Consider the following 19,590-nt stretch of genomic DNA (forward strand, 5'->3'; position numbering starts at 1 on the left):
GTCAAATCCACATTGTCCTTATTAGAAGCGGTGGTGTCAACTACATTTGCAGAATCATTGTAGGCAGAAGTGGGTGCTTCTGCCTCAATTTATCTGATAATTCAGTAATGAGAGGACGTGTACACGCAAGAAGGACGTTGAAGGGCGTAGTTGTGGATTTGAGGGTGATAGAGAGCAATGTTGGTTTTTAGTTATTTTCAGGTATAAAATAGTATGTTATTGTAAAAGTTTTTGTACTTTTGCAATAGCATAGTTTAATGATACAATATAATGATGAAACAAACCTTTATACTTCTGTTCTTCCTGTTGACGGCAAGAGTTCGCAGTCTTGAGATGGAGTGTAATTTGCTGATTTTCAGTAATATAGCTGGTGGAAAATCTACATGACCTAACGAAGCGCTTCATTAAGGTCTAATGATGCGCTTCATTAACACTTAACGATGCGCTTCATTAACACCTAACGATGCGCATCATTAGACCTTAATAAAGCGCATCGTTAGAGTTCGTACTTGCACTTCTTTAGAGGAAATGGAACTTAAATATATATTTGTTAATAAAAATGCTTAATTTTCGTTGTCTATAGCTACAGTATCTTTTTAGTCAAGAACTGAGCCCACTTTAAAAAGTAAGGCTTGTTTTAAATGTTTATATTTAACGAAAATAATCCCTGATTTATGCCGTTGTCTGGAATATTTTTCGTATCTTTACATCATCAATCAAACAGAAAAATTATGTTTAGAAAGACAGATCCGAATCCTCAGTTAGATATATTCACGGCTCCCTCAATGCAGTTAGGAAGTCGGGCTGACCACACTGGTCATGCTGGAATCAAAATATGCCCCTTTTTAAAGTGGGCTCAACAAGGGTGCGTCACAGACTTATGACACACCCTCCTTGGGAGTGGGGTAAAGACCCCCTTTTCGCCGAGGGCACTGAAAAAGGTGCCTGTTTTTGGAAAAATAAATAAAAATGCAGCCAGTTATTGTACTTCTGAGCAGTTTCTGACGGACAGATTTTAAATCTATTTCTGCCTGACACAATGGCTTAGATAGCTTTATATCGACTTACAGAGGGTTATATGAGATCATATTTATGAGGATATCCTCTCTCTTATGCTTTATGCATTAATTTAAGAATTCTTTTGATATTTGCAGCGAAAATAGTCAATGCGCCTGGGCCGCCAGTTGTCATAAAGACTGTTTCTTCAGCAGGTTCTCATATCACCAAACAGTTGTGAGAAGAAAGAACAAAATGAAGGTGCTGAGACTGGAGGAATGTGTGGTGGTAAGGGATTAGAACTTCTTTTTCAATACATAGAGGGCTCCTGCCAATAAGCTGATGCCGCATATCCATGATACGACAGCACTGCCGAATATGCCCAACTGTTGGGTGAAACCTGCTATCAGGAAGGTGATGAAGGATACCGTGGCTACCGTGAGGGCATAAGGCAACTGGGAGGATACGTGATGCACATGCTTGCACTCGGCGCCGGCACTTGCCATAATGGTGGTGTCGGAGATTGGGGAGATATGATCTCCACACACTGCTCCTGCCATACATGCTGAAATGGAGATGATGCGAAGCGGCTCGGCGGCTGGGAATACTGCGATGCAGATTGGAATCAGTATGCCGAAGGTGCCCCATGAGGTGCCTGTGGCAAAGGCTAAGAATGCTGCCACGATGAAGATGATGGCTGGTAAGAGTTGCTGCAGTCCGGCTGCACTGTTGGCTACTACGCCTGATACGTATTCTGCTGCTCCCAATGAGTCGGTCATGCTCTTCAACGTCCACGCCAATGTAAGGATCAGTATGGCTGGTACCATTGCCTCGAAGCCTTTGATGAGGCTACTCATGGCATCGGTAAACGCTAATGTCTTGCGGGATACAAAGAGGATGATGGTCAGGATGAAGGAACCTAATGAACCGATGACCAGTCCTACAGAGGCATTGCTTGCAGCGAAGGCATCTACGAAATGATGGTAGTTGTCGCTGGTTGCATCAAAGTATCCGCCGGAATATACCATGCCCGTCATGCAAAAGATGATGAGCAGGACTATCGGTATCACAAGGTCGGCTACGGAACCTTTGCTGGCTGTTGCTTCTTCGCCCTTCTTGGCTCCCACGCCATGTTCTACGATGTGCAGTTTGGTGCCGCTCACTTCGTCGAGCTTTCCTCCATTGGTTCTTTCATACCATTCCTTCAGTCGGGCATCGTATTTGCTCATCGCCTTGAAATCAAAGTCTAACCAAACTATACCAAACATGAAGAGGATGGTAAAGAAGGCATAGAAATTGAAAGGAATGGCCTTGCAGAAGAGGGCGAGTCCGTTCTCTCCTCCAGAAACGAAACCGGAAACTGCTGCAGCCCAACTGGAGATTGGGGAGATGATGCAGACGGGTGCTGCTGTGGAGTCGATGAGATAAGCTAATTTTTCCTTGGTCACGCCATTGCGAACGGCGATAGGGCGCATCACTGAACCTACCGTGAGACAATTGAAGTAATCGTCGATAAAGATGAGTATGCCCAACAGGATGGTGGCTATCTGGACCCCCATCTTGGTCTTCACGTGCTTGGATGCCCATCTGCCGAATGCTGCTGAACCTCCAGCCTTGTTCATCAGGGATACGATGGAGCCCAATAATACCAGGAATATCAGGATGCCGACATTCCATGGGTCTGAGAGACAATGTATCAGTCCGTATCCTTTGGTTTCATCTCCTTCTATGACGGTATGGTTGGTGAGATGGACGAGAAATCCGTCTAAGCCCGTACCCATAGATATGCAGTATTCTACGGCTCCTAAGATGATGCCGATGAAGAGTGAAGAATAAACTTCCTTCGTTTTCAGAGCCAGTGCAATGGCAACGATAGGGGGAAGGAGCGACCATGCGGTGCCTATCATATTGTAATCCATAATTTTATTGCTGTATATTATATATTAATAATGTATATGATTCTTTTCGATGGCAAAATTAAGAAGAATATCCCGAATGAAAAAATAAAATGCTTGAAATTTCTGAAAAAAATAAAGATATGCTGCGTTTATGTAAAAATGTCAGTATCTAAGAGTGTCAATGTGTCAGCCTTTCTGGTTTGGCACATTTTTCGTATATGTCGTGGGTGTGAAGCATCGGATCTGATTCCGGTGTAAACGCAATCATATGTCATAACAATTAAAAAATATAGAATCATGAATATTAAACCATTAGCAGACAGAGTGCTGGTACTTCCTGCACCAGCCGAGGAAAAAGTAGGTGGAATCATTATCCCTGATACAGCAAAGGAAAAACCACAACGTGGTAAAATCGTTGCTACAGGTAAGGGTACGAAGGATGAAGAGATGATTCTTAAAGAGGGCGATACCGTTCTTTACGGAAAATATGCTGGTACTGAACTTGAATTTGGTGGTACGAAGTATATGATGATGCGCCAAAGCGATGTGCTCGCTGTGGTAGAAGAGTAGTTTTAAAGGTAAAAAGGTAAAAAAGTAAAAAGGTAAAAAACTTTTTGCTGATATTTAAATTAGAAAGAAAATATTATGGCTAAAGATATTAAATACAATATGGATGCTCGCGACCTCTTGAAGAAGGGTGTCGATCAGTTGGCTAACGCAGTGAAGGTAACTCTCGGTCCTAAGGGACGTAACGTGGTAATCGAAAAGAAGTTTGGTGCTCCTCAGATTACTAAGGATGGTGTTACCGTTGCTAAGGAGGTAGAGTTGGAGAATAAGTTTGAAAATACAGGTGCTCAGCTCGTTAAGAGTGTTGCCAGCAAGACTGGTGATGATGCGGGTGATGGTACTACTACTGCTACTATCCTGACTCAGGCTATCGTGACTGAGGGTTTGAAGAACGTTACTGCTGGTGCTAATCCTATGGACTTGAAACGTGGTATTGACAAGGCTGTGGCTGCTGTCGTTGCTTTCATCAAGGAGCATGCTGAACAGGTAGATGACAACTACGATAAGATTGAGCAGGTGGCTACTGTTTCTGCCAACAATGATGCTGAGATCGGTAAACTCTTGGCTGATGCTATGCGCAAGGTTTCTAAGGATGGTGTGATCACTATCGAGGAAAGCAAGAGCCGTGATACCAATATCGGTGTGGTAGAGGGTATGCAGTTCGACCGTGGTTACTTGAGCGGTTACTTCATGACTGATGCTGATAAGATGGAGTGCGTAATGGATAACCCATACATCCTCCTCTATGATAAGAAGATTTCTAACTTGAAGGAGTTCTTGCCTATCCTCCAGCCTGCTGCTGAGAGCGGTCGTCCTTTGTTGGTTATCGCTGAGGATGTTGATTCTGAGGCTTTGACTACTTTGGTTGTTAACCGTTTGCGTGGCGGTTTGAAGATCTGTGCTGTGAAGGCTCCAGGCTTCGGCGACCGTCGCAAGGCTATGTTGGAAGATATTGCTATCTTGACTGGTGGTGTTGTTATTTCTGAGGAGAAGGGCTTGAAGTTGGAACAGGCTACATTGGATATGCTCGGTTCTGCTGACAAGGTTACTGTCACCAAGGATAATACTACGATTGTGAATGGTCATGGAGAGAAGGCTAACATCCAGGATCGTGTAGCTCAGATCAAGAACGAGATTGAAAATACCAAGTCTTCTTATGACAAGGAGAAACTTCAGGAACGTCTGGCTAAGCTCGCCGGTGGTGTGGCTGTCCTCTATGTAGGTGCCAACTCTGAGGTGGAAATGAAGGAGAAGAAGGATCGTGTAGATGATGCTCTTTGCGCAACTCGTGCTGCTATCGAGGAAGGTATCGTTGCTGGTGGTGGTACTACTTATATCCGTGCTCTTGAGGCTTTGAAGGATATGAAGGGTGATAACGCTGATGAAACTACGGGTATCCGCATCGTTGAGCGTGCCATCGAGGAGCCTCTCCGTCAGATTGTTGCTAACGCAGGTGGCGAGGGTTCTGTAGTTGTTAATAAAGTACGCGAGGGTGAAGGTGACTTCGGTTACAATGCCCGCAAGGATGTTTACGAGGATATGCGTCAGGCTGGTATCGTTGACCCTGCTAAGGTAGAGCGTGTGGCTTTGGAGAATGCGGCTTCTATCGCTGGCCTTTTCTTGACTACAGAGTGCGTGTTGGTTGATAAACCTGAGCCAGCTCCTGCTGCTCCAGCAGCTGCACCTGGTATGGGTGGCATGATGTAAAAAGCATCTGATAGAAAAAGCAGTGTCTGACAGAAAAAGACGTATTTTTCTGCTGAAGATGTATTTTTCTGCATAAGAAGCATTTCACGGTAGATGATGCGGCAAATATCAGAAACTGCATTTAAGTAGCTAAAATGTAAACTACAAATAACAAAATGGGGATGATTCTTACGAATTATCCCCATTTTTAGGTATTTTAGCACTTTTTGCTGCATTTTTCTGCAAAAATACTTGCACGTTATTGATATTTTGCGTATCTTTGCAACGTGAAAAGAAAAGTATCGGCTTTGAGCCGACAAAGATATTTTTTTTGATTTGTTTTAGTAGATTAGTTTTTAAGTAGTTTGTTTTTTGGAAATCGGTTGTCGTGAGACATCCGATTTTTTTTGTGCCCTTTTCTTTCGTTTTCCTTTGTGTTTTCCGCAAAAAGTATTAACTTTGCAGCATGAGAAATATTGATTGGAAAAAAATGCTGGTCTTCCTGATCGTGATAGGTGGACTGATATATATAACTAAGGTTGCATTGGGAATGACTTCTCTGAATTCTTTCCTTGCTACTTTGGGTGTGTTGTTGATTCTTTTTGTGGGGGATAATTTCGCCCAGCAAATAGATGATAAGCGTAAGCGCCGTAAACTGCAAGAGAATGATGAGGACGAGTAGCCCGGGACTGGCTCTTGCGTGAATTTTGATCAAATAACATAGAAATAATCAAGGGTGGAAAAGTTAATAGAACTCTATAAGCAATGGAAGGGTGAAGAACCTGCCAACGTGATTAAGTTGGCTGGACAGGGGAGTAATCGCCAGTATTTCCGTATTACCCAGCAAAGTGGTGAAACGGTGGTGGGCGTCATCGGTACCAGCCGTGACGAGGATCATGCGTTTGTGTATCTGGCTAATCATTTCAATCTCAGGCAATTGCCTGTGCCGAAAATCTTAGCTGTCAGCGATGATGAACTCCGATATATTCAGACAGACCTGGGTAGTGTGTCTCTTTTTGATGCCATCAAGGGTGGTAGAGATGCGGGTGGCAGATATAATCAGAAGGAAAAGGATCTTCTGATCAAGACCATTCGTGAATTGCCTAACATCCAATTGCGTGGGGCACGTGGACTGGAGTGGGAGAATTGTTATCCGCAGCCGGAATTTGATGTGGATAGTGTGCTCTTCGACCTGAATTATTTCAAGTATTGTTTTCTGAAACCTACGGATCTGGATTTCCATGAACTGAAACTGGAAGCTAACTTCCGACTTTTTGCCAAGGATCTGACTTCTGAACCGATGAACTGTTTCCTCTATCGTGACTTCCAGGCGAGAAATATCATGCTTGACAAAGAAGGAAATCCATACTTTATTGATTTCCAGGGTGGCCGTAAGGGACCGTTCTATTATGATTTGGCTTCTTTCCTGTGGCAGGCTTCTGCTCAATATTCATTCAAGTTGAGACGGGAACTGGTATGGGAATACTATCAGTCGCTCAAGAATTATACGGAAGTTCCATCTGTCCGTCATTTCGTCAATCGCCTAAGTCTCTTCGTGCTCTTCCGTACCCTTCAGGTATTGGGCGCATACGGTTTCAGGGGATATTTCGAACGCAAGAAGCATTTCTTAGAAAGCATACCTCCTGCCATCCAGAATCTGCGTGATCTCCTGAAGATGGGGGAAAAGGTGTTCCCTTATCCTTATATGATGGATATGTTGCGCCGACTGACCGAATTGCCGCAGTTTGCCCGTATCGAAAGTGCGGCAGTCAACCGTGCTGACGGATATAAGACAACGGACAACAATATCTATATTTCGCATCCACAGGATGGTCCGGCTACTTTCTCCAAGTATGACGGCAAGGGGCCGCTGGTGGTCAGGGTTTTCAGTTTCTCTTTCAAAAAAGGTATTCCAGAGGATCCTTCTGGCAATGGAGGCGGTTATGTCTTCGACTGTCGCAGCACGCACAATCCGGGCAGATATGAACCTTATAAGAAGTTGACAGGACTGGACGAGCCTGTGATCCGATTCTTAGAGGATGATGGGGAAATCCTGAAGTTCCTGGAGCATGTCTATGCGCTTGCCGATCATCATGTGAATCGCTACATTCAGCGTGGTTTTACCTCTCTGATGTTCTGCTTCGGTTGTACAGGTGGTCAGCATCGCAGCGTTTATTCTGCCCAGCATCTTGCCGAGCATATCCATGAAAAGTTTGGTGTGGAGGTAAGAATCTGCCATCGTGAACAGAAGATTGAGCAGGTTTTGCCTGCAAAACAATAATATTTGGCGTGCAAATTTGGCTATATCGCAAAAAGTTAGTAAATTTGCACGCACATTAAACGATAGCTATTTGGCAATGATGCAAGCAATGATATTCGCAGCAGGTTTGGGCACTCGCCTGAAGCCTCTTACCGACCGTATTCCGAAGGCCTTGGTAAGGGTGGGGGGAGAACCTTTGCTCAAACGTGTCATCTTTCAACTGAAGGATGCAGGTTTCACTCGCATTGTAGTGAACGTGCATCATTTTTCAAATCAAATTACAGATTATCTCAAGGAGAATGACAATTTCGGCATGGACATCCGCATCAGCGATGAAACGGATAAGTTGCTCGAAACGGGTGGAGGTATCCGGAAAGCCTGGCCTCTCTTTGATTCTCATGAGCCTGTTCTGATACATAATGTGGACATTCTCAGTAATGTGGATCTGAAGAAGTTCTATCAGATGGAGACTCAGGATTTATTGGAAACTTCGGTTTCTGATGCTGAGGAACCTCCATTGGCAGCCCGACTCTTGGTAAGTGAACGCAAGACCAAGCGCTATCTTCTCTTTGATGATACGATGAGACTGGTGGGTTGGACGAATATTGAAACGGGTGAGGTGAAGAGTCCTTATCAGCATCTTGACCCTAAAAAATATAAGAAGTATGCTTTCTCCGGTATTCACATGGTGGCTCCAACTATCTTCCCGCTGATGGAAGAAGAACCAGATAAGTTCCCTATCATGGACTTCTATCTCAGAAACTGTGACAAGGTGCGCATTGAGGGGTACGTGAAAAACGACCTCAAGTTGATGGATGTGGGAAAGCAGGAAACGCTGAAAGAGGCGGAGGAGTTTCTCAAAGAATTAAAGTGAAGAACGAAGAGTGAAGAATTCAAGTGCTTTGCTAATCATAAATTTTCAAAGTTAAAATTTAAAAATTAAAATATTATGCAACAGAAGATTATTATTTTGGATTTCGGTTCACAGACCACGCAGCTGATCGGCCGTCGTGTACGTGAGCTTGATACCTTCTGCGAGATTATGCCTTACAACAAGTTTCCAAAGGATGACCCATCTGTGATTGGTGTCATCTTGAGCGGTAGTCCTTACTCCGTTCATGATCCGGAAGCTTTCAAGGTAGATTTGAGCCAGTTCATTGGTCGCATTCCTGTGCTCGGCATCTGCTATGGTGCTCAGTTCCTCTCTTACGCTCAGGGCGGAAAGGTGGAGGCAGCTGATAGCCGTGAGTATGGCCGTGCCAACTTGGAGCACTTTGATGCAGAGAATCCTTTGTTCAAGGGCTTCGTAGAGAACTCGCAGGTTTGGATGAGCCATGGTGATACCATCACAGCCATCCCTGAGGATTACAAGTGCATCGCTTCTACGGCTAATGTGAAGTATGCTGCATACGCTTCCACCAAGCAGCCTGTTTGGGCAGTTCAGTTCCACCCAGAGGTATTCCACTCTTTGCAGGGTACACAGTTGTTGAAGAACTTCGTGGTTGACATCTGTGGCAGCAAGCAGGATTGGAGTGCAGACTCTTTCGTAGAGACTACAGTGGCTGAGTTGAAGGAACAGTTGGGTGATGACAAGGTCATCCTCGGCCTTTCTGGTGGCGTTGACTCTAGTGTGGCTGCCGTTCTCCTGAACAAGGCTATCGGCAAGAACCTGACCTGTATCTTCGTGGATCACGGTATGCTCCGCAAGAACGAGTTCCGTGATGTTATGGAAGATTACAAGTGCTTGGGCTTGAATGTAATAGGTGTTGATGCATCAGAGAAGTTCTTCACTGACTTGGCTGGTGTAACAGACCCAGAGAAAAAGCGTAAGATTATCGGCCGTGACTTCGTGGAGGTGTTCAATGCTGAGGCTAAGAAGCAGACTGGTGCGAAGTGGTTGGCTCAGGGTACTATCTATCCAGACCGTATCGAGAGTTTGAATATCACGGGTAAGGTGATCAAGAGTCATCATAATGTAGGTGGTCTTCCTAAGGAGATGAATCTCCAGTTGTGCGAGCCTTTGAAATGGTTGTTCAAGGATGAGGTTCGTCGTGTAGGTCGTTCTATGGGTATGCCTGAGCACCTGATTACCCGTCATCCATTCCCAGGTCCTGGTTTGGCTGTTCGTATCTTGGGTGATATTACTCCAGAGAAGGTTCGTATTCTCCAGGATGCTGACGATATCTATATCCGTGGTTTGCGTGATTATAAGGTGAAGTTGAGTGGTGAGGAAGCTCGTCGTGTCCTGGCTGCCGGTGTTCCTGCTGATATGCAGAATGGCGAGATAGAGGTTTCTCTCTACGATCAGATCTGGCAGGCTGGTACTGTATTGCTTTCTACGGTTCGTTCTGTAGGTGTGATGGGTGATGAACGTACTTACGAGCACCCTGTAGCATTGCGTGCCGTAACAAGTACTGATGCGATGACTGCCGACTGGGCTCATCTGCCATACGACTTTATGGCTAAGGTAAGTAATGAGATTATCAATAAGGTAAAGGGTGTAAACCGCGTTTGCTATGATATTTCTTCAAAACCACCTTCGACAATTGAGTGGGAGTAATTCCTGATTAAAATAAAAAGGGGATGTGTCATAAGTTCATGATACATCCTCTTTTTATTTTAATCATATTCTTTTCATGTTTTTCATAGTTTTGTTCATCGGATTACGCTGAGTTTACGGAACCTTCTTGCTCTACGGATTACTCACGGATTTTCACGGATTTGACCTTGCGGTCATTGGGCTAACGCTGTAACGTTCCTGCTTTAGGGGGGGATCGCTACGACCGTCAGGTTGTGATTCTCAGTCTGGTCCAAAGTCCTCTTGGGATGAGGTGCCAGAAGAACACGAGGATAGCGTAACGCCAATCAATGACTTTCACTTCTTTTCCTTTTTCGATGGCACGAACGATGTGCTTGGCTACATCTTCTGGTTGGAGCTGGAGTGGATAAGTACTGCCTGCTATGAGGTCTGTCTTTACAAATCCGGGTCTGATATCCGTGATGGAGATAGGGAGATGGCGCATTCTTGCCTGTTGGGAAAGACATTCGAGATAATGGTTCTGGAATCGCTTGGTGGCTGAATAGGCTGGGGCTGCACCGAGTCCTTTGGTTCCGGCAATGGAAGTGATGCAGGCTATGCGGGCCTTCTGGCTACTATGGTGGTGGACAAACCAGTTGAATGCCGTATCTACCATGCGTGTGAATCCCAAACCATTGGTTTCTACGGTCTTCAACTCTTTTTCTATATCGAGCGAGTTGTTCTGCCAGCCAATGCCTGAACTGTGGAAATACAGGTCCATTCCTCCCAACTTGTCAATGAGTTCGAGAAGCAGGGAAGGGGCTTCGGCGGAAGTCACATCGATTTGCTGATAACAGATGATTCCGCCTTGTGGCGTTGCTTTGTTATCAGAGATGGTTCCGCCGCTTTGCAAGGTTGTTTTGTTATCAGAAATCAGAGTCTGTAGTCTCTCGATTCTTCTGCCGGCTATTCCCACCTGCCAGCCTTTTGCCGCAAGCAGTTTTGCTACTTCCATTCCGATGCCAGATGTGGCACCCATTACGATTGCTTTCTTTGCCATATTATCCTATTAAATAAGGTGAATTCTTGTCTAACTCTATCTAAACATCTAAATCGCTTTTACTCTTCAGCAGGGCTTCCGCCTTCTTCACGCTTCCTGCTTTCAGTATCAGTTGCTTCACTTCCTCGTAATCCGTGTATTCCGGATTGCGTTCCATGAAGATGCGGCAAGCGCGGTCGATGAGTTTATGATTGATAAGCTTGGCGTTCACCATCTTGTTGCCTTCCACCCGTCCTTGTCTTATCTGAAGGGAAGTGCTGATCATATCCAGAATCATCTTCTGCGATGAACCTGCTTTCATGCGGGTGCTTCCTGTTACAAATTCCGGTCCTGTGATGACTTCTACGGGATAATCGGCTGCTTGGGCGATGGGAGCGTGAGGATTGTTGACGATGCAACCCGTAGGAATGCCTTCTTTCTTGCAATGCTGCAAGATGGAAAGCACGAATGGGGTTGTGCCGCTGGCAGAAAAACCGAGTACGAAATCCTGCTTTGAGATATGTTTATCGCAGAGCTGATGCCAGCCATTCTCCAGGTCGTCTTCTCTTGATTCCCTAGTTTGTGTAAGGCAGCCGATGCCTCCTGGGAAGATGGCTTGTATCTGTGAACCTTCGATGCCGTAGGTGTTCTGCACTTCGATGGTATCGAGCGTGGCCAGTCTTCCGCCTGTTCCGCAACCGGCATAGAAAAGTCTTCCGCCCTTCGTCAGCTGCCCTTCGATGGCGGAAATCAGTTGGTTGATGGCTGGTAATGCTTTTTCTATTGCCTGAGCCACCTTCTGGTTTTCAGCATTGATATGGGCGGTGAGTTCAGCCACGCTCATCTTTTCGAGATGTTCGTAGAGCGAGCTTTGCTCAGTTATTCTCTTTTCTTCTTTATTTGGCATATTACTTTATCTTTAGGGTGTATCGTTCGATGGGTTCTAACTTTCGTTTATAGTATTCTTCCTCCAGTATTGGGAGGATAATGAATCACATATTTAAGATCCATCGTTTTCTTCTTTCTGTTTAGCGATACAAAGATAATCTTTTATTCTTAAACTACCAAGTAAAAATGGCACTAATATGGATGAGTGGTGATTAAGCGTCTTTTACGGTTAATTATCTGTAAATAAACAATACGATAGAGTTGTAATCAAATAAAAATATGTATTTTTGTATCCGAATAGCGTATTAAAAAATAGATTCGATGGCTTAATGAATCGGAGAACAGATAGAAAGAGTAATATTCAGAATAGCTTATGAATAAAGAAAAAGACGATTTCTTCCTCCATTCTAACGAGGTGAATCATATCAACAGAGAAGATTACGAGAAGATAGAATTATTGGTGAATGCGGCAAAAGCCTTTGCCCGCAGCACCTACCAGTGTGTCTATATCATCGACTATTTTCATCAGAACTTCATCTATGCATCAGATAACCTCGCTTATCTCTGCGGATTGGAACCGGAGCAGTTGATGGACGCAGGCTATCAGATGTATATCGACCATGTTCCGGATGCCGACCTGCAGATGCTGCTCGAAGTGAACAAGAAAGGTTTTGACCTTTTCAACGAATTGCCCGTAGGCGACCGTCTGGACTATACCATCTCGTACGACTTTCATCTTACCAATGGCAGGCATAGCCGATTGATTCATCATCACCTCACTCCGATACTTCTTTCTGATGATGGAAGAATCTGGCTTGCCCTCTGCACCGTATCATTGGCAGCAACCGATGAACCGGGACATATCATTATGCAGAAGAATGGTGAGCGTAGCTATTTTGAATATTCCACATTGCGCCACAAGTGGGAAAAGAAAGAAGGCATAACCTTGAGCGAGACAGAGAGAGATGTTTTGAGATTGTCTGCCCAAGGTTACACGATGAATGATATTGCCGACCGACTATGCAAATCGGTTGACACTATAAAGGCTTGCAAGCGCAACCTTTTCGCCAAGCTTGGCGTGAAGAATATTGCCGAGGCACTGTTTCATGCCACAAACTATCAGATGATATAATCGCAATCATATCTCTTCCAACAATGGCGAGAGATAGAATTTGGGGAAGTATTTCACCTCCTTGCCTTCCGCAAGGTTTGTGAGAATGTTGGCACAATAGCCGGCGGCAATATATGCCCCGATGCCCAGTTGCGGGAAAGACTCATTGGAATAATGCCTGATGGCTTCATCTATCCAAGGCACAGGCATCTGCCAGAACATACCGTACTGCGAGATATACTTGCCTAATGAGCAACGGAAATCATCCGTTCCTTTTTTCACTACTTCGCTGAATGGATAGCCTTTCGGTTTCTCTACAGCGAGAAAGGCAGCCTTGCCAAGATTGACGGCATGGATAACGGTGATGCCCTGCTCCTTACATTTCTCATCGAAAGCAAAAGAGGCTTCGTTGTCATGCAAGGTTGCATTCACCGCATATCGGATGCCCGACAAGGGGCATGCATCCACATCTTCCATCGTCAGCGTATCCTTTTCTATGCGATAGATTTGAAATCTATCTTCCTGCCGAGAGCTTTCATGGAAGTCATGGTGCAAGGCACAGGAGGCTATCAAGCTTCCCATGTCTGCGCCACTAATCAACAATTTTATTGGATTGTTCATTTATAGAGAGATTTATTGTCATTACACCATTACTGGATGCTGCAGACAGATTACATTCTGTTCTTCTGGCTTTCTCCAGCACCCGTACCCTTATATTTGCTTCTTGTAGTGTTGAACTTATACCGTACAGTAAGCGAAACTTTGCTTGTTGACAGTCCATCAACAATCAAGTCCTTCATTTTGCCATAATGAGCACTCATGTGGCTAATGTGTCCAAACAAATCATAGACAAAGAGCTGGAACGACAAACGGTCTTTCAAGAAAGACTTATATACAGATACATTGGTACAAAATTTTGGCTTATATAAATATATATTTCTCTCATATCCTTTTGTGGTATACGACATCATCCACGTTAACATTGCCAACTTGGTGTTGAAGGTGTTATTAAAGTTGAATACTGCCATCGGATTGTTGGATATTTTGCCATCATGTGCATCCATATCAAGCCACTGTTTTGTTACAGATGCCGTAAATGAAGGATGCCAAATGCCAAACGAAGGGCATAAGTTGACGGAAGCTTCTACATGATTATATGCCTTTCCATTCACGGGCTTAAGCAGTCCTATTGCAGGATTGTCTTTGTAAGTCTCCATATTCGACATCATCGTATGCGAAGTATGGCTGTAGGTCATATCGAAAGTCAACCACTTGTAAGCTAACTCGTAGTTGAGATTTTTGCTTATCTCAGACACTAAGAATGGATTTCCGGTTTCATACGTGTAGCGGTTGTCATACTGAATACCGCTACGCAAGTAATTATAGGAAGGACGATTGATGTCGGTAGCATAGCTCAACTGCATCTGTACCTTGCCCACAGGCATCGATAAGCTGAGCGATGGGAACCAGTTGCCATACGACTTGCTTTGCCCAGGCATATACTTACCATATTCATAGTAGTTGAAGTCGATGTACTCGTATCTCATACCTGCCTCCAAACTCAGATTACCGAAATCTCTTGAATAGGTCAAGAATGAAGATGTCATACTTTCTGTAATACGGCTGTCGTCATCCGATACCAAGTTAGTTGGCACCACTTGATACTTTGAGGTACGATGGGTATTGGAATATTCACCACCCAAAGACAAATTACCTCCTAATAATGGGTAAGAAAGCACCAGCTTGGAAGCAAGCAAATGATAATCCTTGTTAGTCAAGCTATGAGCCGTTTGGCTTTGTGCATCCATTCCCACCTCCTGATATTGCTCTTTGGTAACATCGTTCTGGTATTCCTTCGACCATAGCCAATCTGTATTGAAATCGATGCTGAGCTTACCAATCTTTCCTACATAGTAAATATTGCTTGAAAGATTATTCTTCTGCCAAAAGAAATCAGCATGACTATCAGAACTTTCAGACAAATCTCCGTCTTGCAATATCAAAGAACTCATATCGCCGTTCCATGTTTGCTTAGGATTTCTAAGAAAACCAAAGTTGGCACCTATAGAGTTGTTGGCATCCAACTGGTAGCTGGCATCCAAGCGAAAGTTCATAGCTTCGATAATACCTACTTGTCTTATCTCACTTTTCTGGTTCCAGGTCTTGTCAAGATAAGTCTTCTGTTGTAAGTCTTGATTGTTTGGCTGGTACTGCTTTGCTCCAAAAGCGTATGCGCCCAGCTCTAATCCATTCTTGCGATAGTTCATATTCAGCCTGCCATATCCTCCAATGTTCTTTTTCTCGTCGTACGATCCTTCTGTTGTAGCGTCAAATCCGAAGCCCTCGCCTTGTATCTTCTTAGTTGTGATACGGATGACCGCCTTGGTGCTGGCAGCGTAACGGGCACCAGGGTTAGTGATGACTTCCACCGACTTGATGTTGTCGGAATGCAAACGGTCCAGCTCGCTCTTGTCTCTCATCTGTCGTCCATTGATATAGATAACAGGCTCACCGCGACCGAATACCTTGATGCTGCCATTCTGGGCAGACACGTTAGGGATGCGGTCGAGCAGGTTCTCCATGGTTCCTGCCTTCTCAAGTACGGATCCGACAATGGTTGTTGTCATTCCGCCATTCTTCAGGATAGTCTTAGGCAGGGATGACTTCACGACAACTTCGCCGAGCATCTTACTGTCTTCTTCCATCTTGATAATGCCCACATTCTCACCTGTGCAATCCTTGCAGATTGTCTTATAGCCTACGGATGTCACCTTGATGATTCCGCCGTTGCAGGAAGAGTCGATGACAAAGCTGCCATCTTCTCCACTCACTGCGCCCTTGACGAAAGCCGAGTCTGTTCTATTCAATAATACTACATTGGCAAGCGCCAAAGGTTCTCCCTTGGTATTCATCACCTTGCCGATGATATTCTGTGCCATCATCGGAGTCATAGCCGAGAGGCACAACGCTGTGGTAAAAATTACTTTTTCCTTCATATTGCTACAGTTTTGCTTGATTCTTTATTTTTCTGCTGCAAAAGTATAGCTTTATATGAAAAAGCCTTTGACACAAAAGTGTATTTCTCAAGAGTGCGGCTTAAGAATTACACTTTTGTGTATAAAAAGAAAGAATAGATAGCGCCTGGTGATAGGGGATAAATAAGGTAAAAGCATTTTTTATCTTATGCTTTTTCGATTACCCAATTTTCGATATTCCCAGTTTTACTGTCGAAGTTGATGCCGACCTTGGTTATTGGCTTGCCGCTTAGCGCAAATCGTTTGTGATAGTTCTTCAGGTTGATTTGCTGCATTGCAGACTTCGCGCTCCTGTCCAGCTTAATCTCCAACAGGAAAAGGTCTGTATGGGTGAGCAATACGATGTCAACTCTGCCGTTGGGTGTATGAACTTCAACGTCCACCTGATAGTCTGTAAGCAGAGAGAATATGATGAAGAGCATCTGCTGGTAATGTCCCTCATAATGAGCGTTGTTGCAGTAAGGAACAGTTCCCAGGAATGTTTGGAGTAAGGTTAATGCCTCCTCCATATTCTGCTTATCCAATGCCTGTGCGATACGACGGGCTGTATTGGTTGTTGCAAGCGTATTCTGTGTGACGTATGATGGAATCAGTGCCTTGGTCAGTCCCATTTTTACCTCCTTGTTAGGAACATCAAGAACGTAATAGTTGTAGTCTTCATGATATTCCTTGATGGTGATATATCCACTTTGGTAAAGCAGCGGCATGATGGTTGGCATATTCTCCGTAGGAGCATCAAACTCACTGGCATCAGCCTCCACTCGGGTGATGATATCTGTAGGAACTACTTGATATTTGCGCATCATATTGATGAGATAAGTTGGAGTGCCGGAAGTAAACCAATAGGATCCGAACTTGTTTTCTGCAAAGCAATTCAGCAGGCTATATGGATTGAAGATATCGGGTGAGAATCTTGTGAAATGATAGCCGTCATAATTCTCTTTTAACTTGTCGATGACTTGTTCTTTCGTTATGTTTCTTCTTCGGGCAAGTTCGTCAATATCTTCCGACATCTGCATCAGAAGTTCTTCTTTGGTGATGCCACAGATACCAGCATAATCATCATTCATGGATATGTTGGTGATGTTGTTCAGTTCGCTGAAGATGCTGACTTGCGAGAACTTGGTGATGCCTGTCAGGAAGACAAAGCGTAGTTTAGCTTCGCTGAATTTCAGAGGACTGAAGAAGTTGCGCATGATATTGCGCAAGGTATCTAACTGTTCTTGCTCGTGAGCCACATCCAGTATGGGCGCATCATATTCATCAATAAGCACGACTACCTGTTTTCCGGATTTCTCGTATGTAGTATTGATCAGTTCTGTCAATCGGTTATTGGCATCAATTTGTGGCTGTGTGATACCCCATTTCTTTTCTTCTGTTTCCAGTATGAATGCGAGATATCTCTCCAGCTGTTCTTTATTCATGTGTTTGCCTCCGCTCAAATCAAAGTGGAGCACAGGATATTCTGTCCACTCCTTTTCCAGCTTTTCGATGGCAAGACCATTGAATAAGTCTTTCTTGCCTTCAAAGTAACTCTGGAGGGTGGTGAGAAACAGGGATTTTCCAAAGCGGCGTGGACGTCCCAAGAAGAAATAGGTACCGCTGGTGTGCGTCAGGCGGTAAACGTATTCCGTCTTGTCGATATAGAGCTTGTTTTCCTTGCGGATTCGCTCGAAAGTCTGTATGCCTAATGGATATAACTTAAGTGCCATAATCTTCGATGTTTATATTTTCACCACAAATGTACAATTATTATTTGATATATGCAAATAATCAAGCGCTTTTATGTTCTTTAACAATTTTTCGTGCAGTATTCATGCTGGTTTCATATCTATATATGGATAAATTGTGCAAAATAATATACTCATGGATTCAAATATACAAACTTTAGTATTTAAAGCAAAACAAGGAGATAATAGTGCTTTCAGCACATTGTATCAGATATATTATCCTAAAATGAAAGGTATATGTATCAATATTCTTAAAGAGGACAAGGATGTCATTGATGACCTTGTCCAAGATGCATTTATACTAGCGCTTGTATCTTTGAAAGATTTGAAGAATCCTAACAGATTCGGTCAATGGCTTACAAGTATAACTTCTAATCTTGCATTAAAATACAAAGAAAAGGGTAATACATTTAGATATATTTCTTTATCAGACATAGATGAAAGTGTGATTGACAGCTGTGATGATTGTAGAAATACAGTATCTTCTATCCAATACGAGGATATTATGGCTGAAATTGATAAATTACCAGTTGGATACAAAAAGGTATTCAAGCTTTCTGTGCTAGATGGTTTGTCTCATCAGGAAATTGCAAAGTTGCTTGATATAGCTCCACACAGTTCTTCTTCGCAATTAGCGAGAGCTAAGGCTTTGTTGAGAAACAAATTGAGCAAGAGAACAATACTAATTATGGTATTGGTTCTCATCATTATTCCTGTATATAAGCAACTTATAACCAAAAAACAGCTTATTTCAGAAAATGATACCAATATAACACGCAGACGTAAAATAAAAGGTCCAGTTAGTCCAGCATCAAAGAACGATGTTGACTCTACAAACTGTACCCCAAAGCAGAATCCATGTACTCATTATCACAAGATACTAACCATAGAGACTATAGCAGCAATGCGTGATGACACAACGGAAATAAAACATAATATAATTGCAAATATAACAGATACATTGCAAGATGAAAAGCAGTTTGCTGTAAATAGAACTGATAGTATCTTGGTAAAAGATTCTATCATCGCCCCTAATCTCTATAAGGAATCATGGATTACAGAAAATCTTGAGGTTCACAAAAAGAATAAGTGGCAATTACTGGCTGCAGGTTCTTTGGGTACGACTCTTGTACAGAGTGTATGTAAGTTTATGAAAAGTAACGATATTACTAGTGATTTGCCTTCTGGTCCGGACCTGCCAACAGGCCCAACCATCCCTTCAGGGAAGTATTTCACGACATGGGAAGACTATGCAAAAGAGCTACATCGCATATCCCAGGCAGACCCTACTACAGAAAATGTAGCCATGGCAGATATTGCAGACCACAATAGTGGAGAAATAGTAGAAGTAGAACATCATGACAAGCCAATAACATTGAGCATTGCTGTAAATAAAAACATAGGTAAAAGATGGAGTTTAGAGACAGGACTTCAATATTCTTATCTGAAATCATATCTCATTCTTGGTACTGGCAGCTATCGTGTTGACAAGGAACAAAAGCTCCACTATCTTGGTGTTCCTTTCAAACTGTCTTATCAATTTATGAAGTTCAAGAGATTGTCAACTTATGGTTCTGTAGGCACTGGAATTCTGATTCCTATATATGGAAAAACTGATGCAGATTATATCGTTGGAGATAAGTCTGCATACACAACAGATTGGAAACTGACGCTCCCGATACAGTGGTCTGTAAATACAAACATCGGAATCCAATATCAGTTTGCACCAAATCTGAATCTGTTTATAGAACCAACCATGAATTGGTACATTCCGAATGGTAGCTGTATTAAGAATGCTTGGACAGAACGTCCATTCACATTTACCGTTCCGTTTGGAATAAGGTTCTCTTGGTAAAAAGTCT

Annotated in this window: 14 protein-coding genes; 8 read left to right on the plus strand and 6 right to left on the minus strand. The window is 43.4% G+C overall.

The genetic code is table 11. The annotated features are described in order from the left end of the window. Positions 1 to 1,292: 1,292 nt before the first annotated feature. The gene (locus tag KUA50_RS01410) at positions 1,293 to 2,915 is read right to left on the minus strand and encodes a Na+/H+ antiporter NhaC family protein (protein WP_022111403.1); all 1,623 of its coding nucleotides are present in this window, start codon (positions 2,913 to 2,915) and stop codon (positions 1,293 to 1,295) included. A gap of 276 nt (positions 2,916 to 3,191) precedes the next feature. On the opposite strand from KUA50_RS01410, the gene groES reads away from it, so the two are divergent. The 6 genes from groES to guaA all read left to right on the plus strand — a co-directional run bounded on the left by groES (position 3,192) and on the right by guaA (position 9,967). Beyond that, on the plus strand, positions 3,192 to 3,464 hold the full coding sequence (groES, locus tag KUA50_RS01415) for a co-chaperone GroES (protein ID WP_022111401.1): 273 nt from the start codon (positions 3,192 to 3,194) through the stop codon (positions 3,462 to 3,464). A 75-nt stretch (positions 3,465 to 3,539) separates the two neighbouring features. Next, entirely contained in the window at positions 3,540 to 5,168 is a 1,629-nt protein-coding gene (gene groL, locus KUA50_RS01420; RefSeq protein ID WP_118118927.1) for a chaperonin GroEL, read from the plus strand. Positions 5,169 to 5,613: 445 nt separating this feature from the next. Continuing rightward, positions 5,614 to 5,829, plus strand: a complete 216-nt coding sequence (locus tag KUA50_RS01425; protein ID WP_022111054.1) for a transporter — start codon at positions 5,614 to 5,616, stop codon at positions 5,827 to 5,829. A 54-nt stretch (positions 5,830 to 5,883) separates the two neighbouring features. Beyond that, positions 5,884 to 7,428: a phosphotransferase gene (locus KUA50_RS01430; RefSeq protein WP_218456746.1), complete on the plus strand. Its 1,545-nt coding sequence runs from the start codon at positions 5,884 to 5,886 to the stop codon at positions 7,426 to 7,428. A gap of 76 nt (positions 7,429 to 7,504) precedes the next feature. Continuing rightward, positions 7,505 to 8,281: a nucleotidyltransferase family protein gene (locus KUA50_RS01435; RefSeq protein WP_218456745.1), complete on the plus strand. Its 777-nt coding sequence runs from the start codon at positions 7,505 to 7,507 to the stop codon at positions 8,279 to 8,281. Positions 8,282 to 8,356: 75 nt separating this feature from the next. Then, positions 8,357 to 9,967: a glutamine-hydrolyzing GMP synthase gene (guaA, locus tag KUA50_RS01440; RefSeq protein WP_218456744.1), complete on the plus strand. Its 1,611-nt coding sequence runs from the start codon at positions 8,357 to 8,359 to the stop codon at positions 9,965 to 9,967. 226 nt (positions 9,968 to 10,193) lie between these two features. Here guaA and KUA50_RS01445 read toward each other — a convergent pair whose 3' ends face one another. Beyond that, the gene (locus tag KUA50_RS01445; RefSeq protein WP_218456743.1) at positions 10,194 to 10,985 is read right to left on the minus strand and encodes an SDR family NAD(P)-dependent oxidoreductase; all 792 of its coding nucleotides are present in this window, start codon (positions 10,983 to 10,985) and stop codon (positions 10,194 to 10,196) included. Between the two features lie 40 nt (positions 10,986 to 11,025). Next, entirely contained in the window at positions 11,026 to 11,871 is an 846-nt protein-coding gene (locus KUA50_RS01450; RefSeq protein WP_218456742.1) for an N-acetylmuramic acid 6-phosphate etherase, read from the minus strand. 354 nt (positions 11,872 to 12,225) lie between these two features. On the opposite strand from KUA50_RS01450, the gene KUA50_RS01455 reads away from it, so the two are divergent. Continuing rightward, positions 12,226 to 12,984 carry a helix-turn-helix transcriptional regulator gene (locus tag KUA50_RS01455; RefSeq protein ID WP_218456741.1) on the plus strand — a complete coding sequence of 253 codons (759 nt, stop codon included), beginning with the start codon at positions 12,226 to 12,228 and terminating at the stop codon, positions 12,982 to 12,984. A 6-nt stretch (positions 12,985 to 12,990) separates the two neighbouring features. On the opposite strand, the gene KUA50_RS01460 is transcribed toward KUA50_RS01455, so the two are convergent. The 3 genes from KUA50_RS01460 to KUA50_RS01470 form a co-directional block, all read right to left on the minus strand. After that, on the minus strand, positions 12,991 to 13,584 hold the full coding sequence (locus KUA50_RS01460) for a hypothetical protein (protein WP_218456740.1): 594 nt from the start codon (positions 13,582 to 13,584) through the stop codon (positions 12,991 to 12,993). 50 nt (positions 13,585 to 13,634) lie between these two features. Continuing rightward, positions 13,635 to 15,959 (minus strand): TonB-dependent receptor domain-containing protein, encoded by a 2,325-nt coding sequence (locus KUA50_RS01465; protein ID WP_218456739.1) that lies wholly within the window; start codon positions 15,957 to 15,959, stop codon positions 13,635 to 13,637. A gap of 185 nt (positions 15,960 to 16,144) precedes the next feature. Then, the gene (locus tag KUA50_RS01470; protein ID WP_218456738.1) at positions 16,145 to 17,710 is read right to left on the minus strand and encodes an ATP-binding protein; all 1,566 of its coding nucleotides are present in this window, start codon (positions 17,708 to 17,710) and stop codon (positions 16,145 to 16,147) included. A 154-nt stretch (positions 17,711 to 17,864) separates the two neighbouring features. On the opposite strand from KUA50_RS01470, the gene KUA50_RS01475 reads away from it, so the two are divergent. After that, positions 17,865 to 19,583, plus strand: a complete 1,719-nt coding sequence (locus KUA50_RS01475; protein ID WP_218456737.1) for a sigma-70 family RNA polymerase sigma factor — start codon at positions 17,865 to 17,867, stop codon at positions 19,581 to 19,583. Positions 19,584 to 19,590: the final 7 nt, after the last annotated feature.

This window comes from Segatella hominis (assembly GCF_019249725.2).
In the GTDB taxonomy this organism is placed as follows: Bacteria; Bacteroidota; Bacteroidia; order Bacteroidales; family Bacteroidaceae; genus Prevotella.

What these genes read in the sequence shown, in the direction of transcription:
- KUA50_RS01410 (WP_022111403.1), bottom strand. Translation starts at nt 2,915, where the DNA reads ATGGATTACAATATGATAGGCACCGCATGGTCGCTCCTTCCCCCTATC.
- groES (WP_022111401.1), top strand. Translation starts at nt 3,192, where the DNA reads ATGAATATTAAACCATTAGCAGACAGAGTGCTGGTACTTCCTGCACCA.
- groL (WP_118118927.1), top strand. Translation starts at nt 3,540, where the DNA reads ATGGCTAAAGATATTAAATACAATATGGATGCTCGCGACCTCTTGAAG.
- KUA50_RS01425 (WP_022111054.1), top strand. Translation starts at nt 5,614, where the DNA reads ATGAGAAATATTGATTGGAAAAAAATGCTGGTCTTCCTGATCGTGATA.
- KUA50_RS01435 (WP_218456745.1), top strand. Translation starts at nt 7,505, where the DNA reads ATGATGCAAGCAATGATATTCGCAGCAGGTTTGGGCACTCGCCTGAAG.
- guaA (WP_218456744.1), top strand. Translation starts at nt 8,357, where the DNA reads ATGCAACAGAAGATTATTATTTTGGATTTCGGTTCACAGACCACGCAG.
- KUA50_RS01445 (WP_218456743.1), bottom strand. Translation starts at nt 10,985, where the DNA reads ATGGCAAAGAAAGCAATCGTAATGGGTGCCACATCTGGCATCGGAATG.
- KUA50_RS01450 (WP_218456742.1), bottom strand. Translation starts at nt 11,871, where the DNA reads ATGCCAAATAAAGAAGAAAAGAGAATAACTGAGCAAAGCTCGCTCTAC.
- KUA50_RS01455 (WP_218456741.1), top strand. Translation starts at nt 12,226, where the DNA reads ATGAATAAAGAAAAAGACGATTTCTTCCTCCATTCTAACGAGGTGAAT.
- KUA50_RS01460 (WP_218456740.1), bottom strand. Translation starts at nt 13,584, where the DNA reads ATGAACAATCCAATAAAATTGTTGATTAGTGGCGCAGACATGGGAAGC.
- KUA50_RS01465 (WP_218456739.1), bottom strand. Translation starts at nt 15,959, where the DNA reads ATGAAGGAAAAAGTAATTTTTACCACAGCGTTGTGCCTCTCGGCTATG.
- KUA50_RS01470 (WP_218456738.1), bottom strand. Translation starts at nt 17,710, where the DNA reads ATGGCACTTAAGTTATATCCATTAGGCATACAGACTTTCGAGCGAATC.
- KUA50_RS01475 (WP_218456737.1), top strand. Translation starts at nt 17,865, where the DNA reads ATGGATTCAAATATACAAACTTTAGTATTTAAAGCAAAACAAGGAGAT.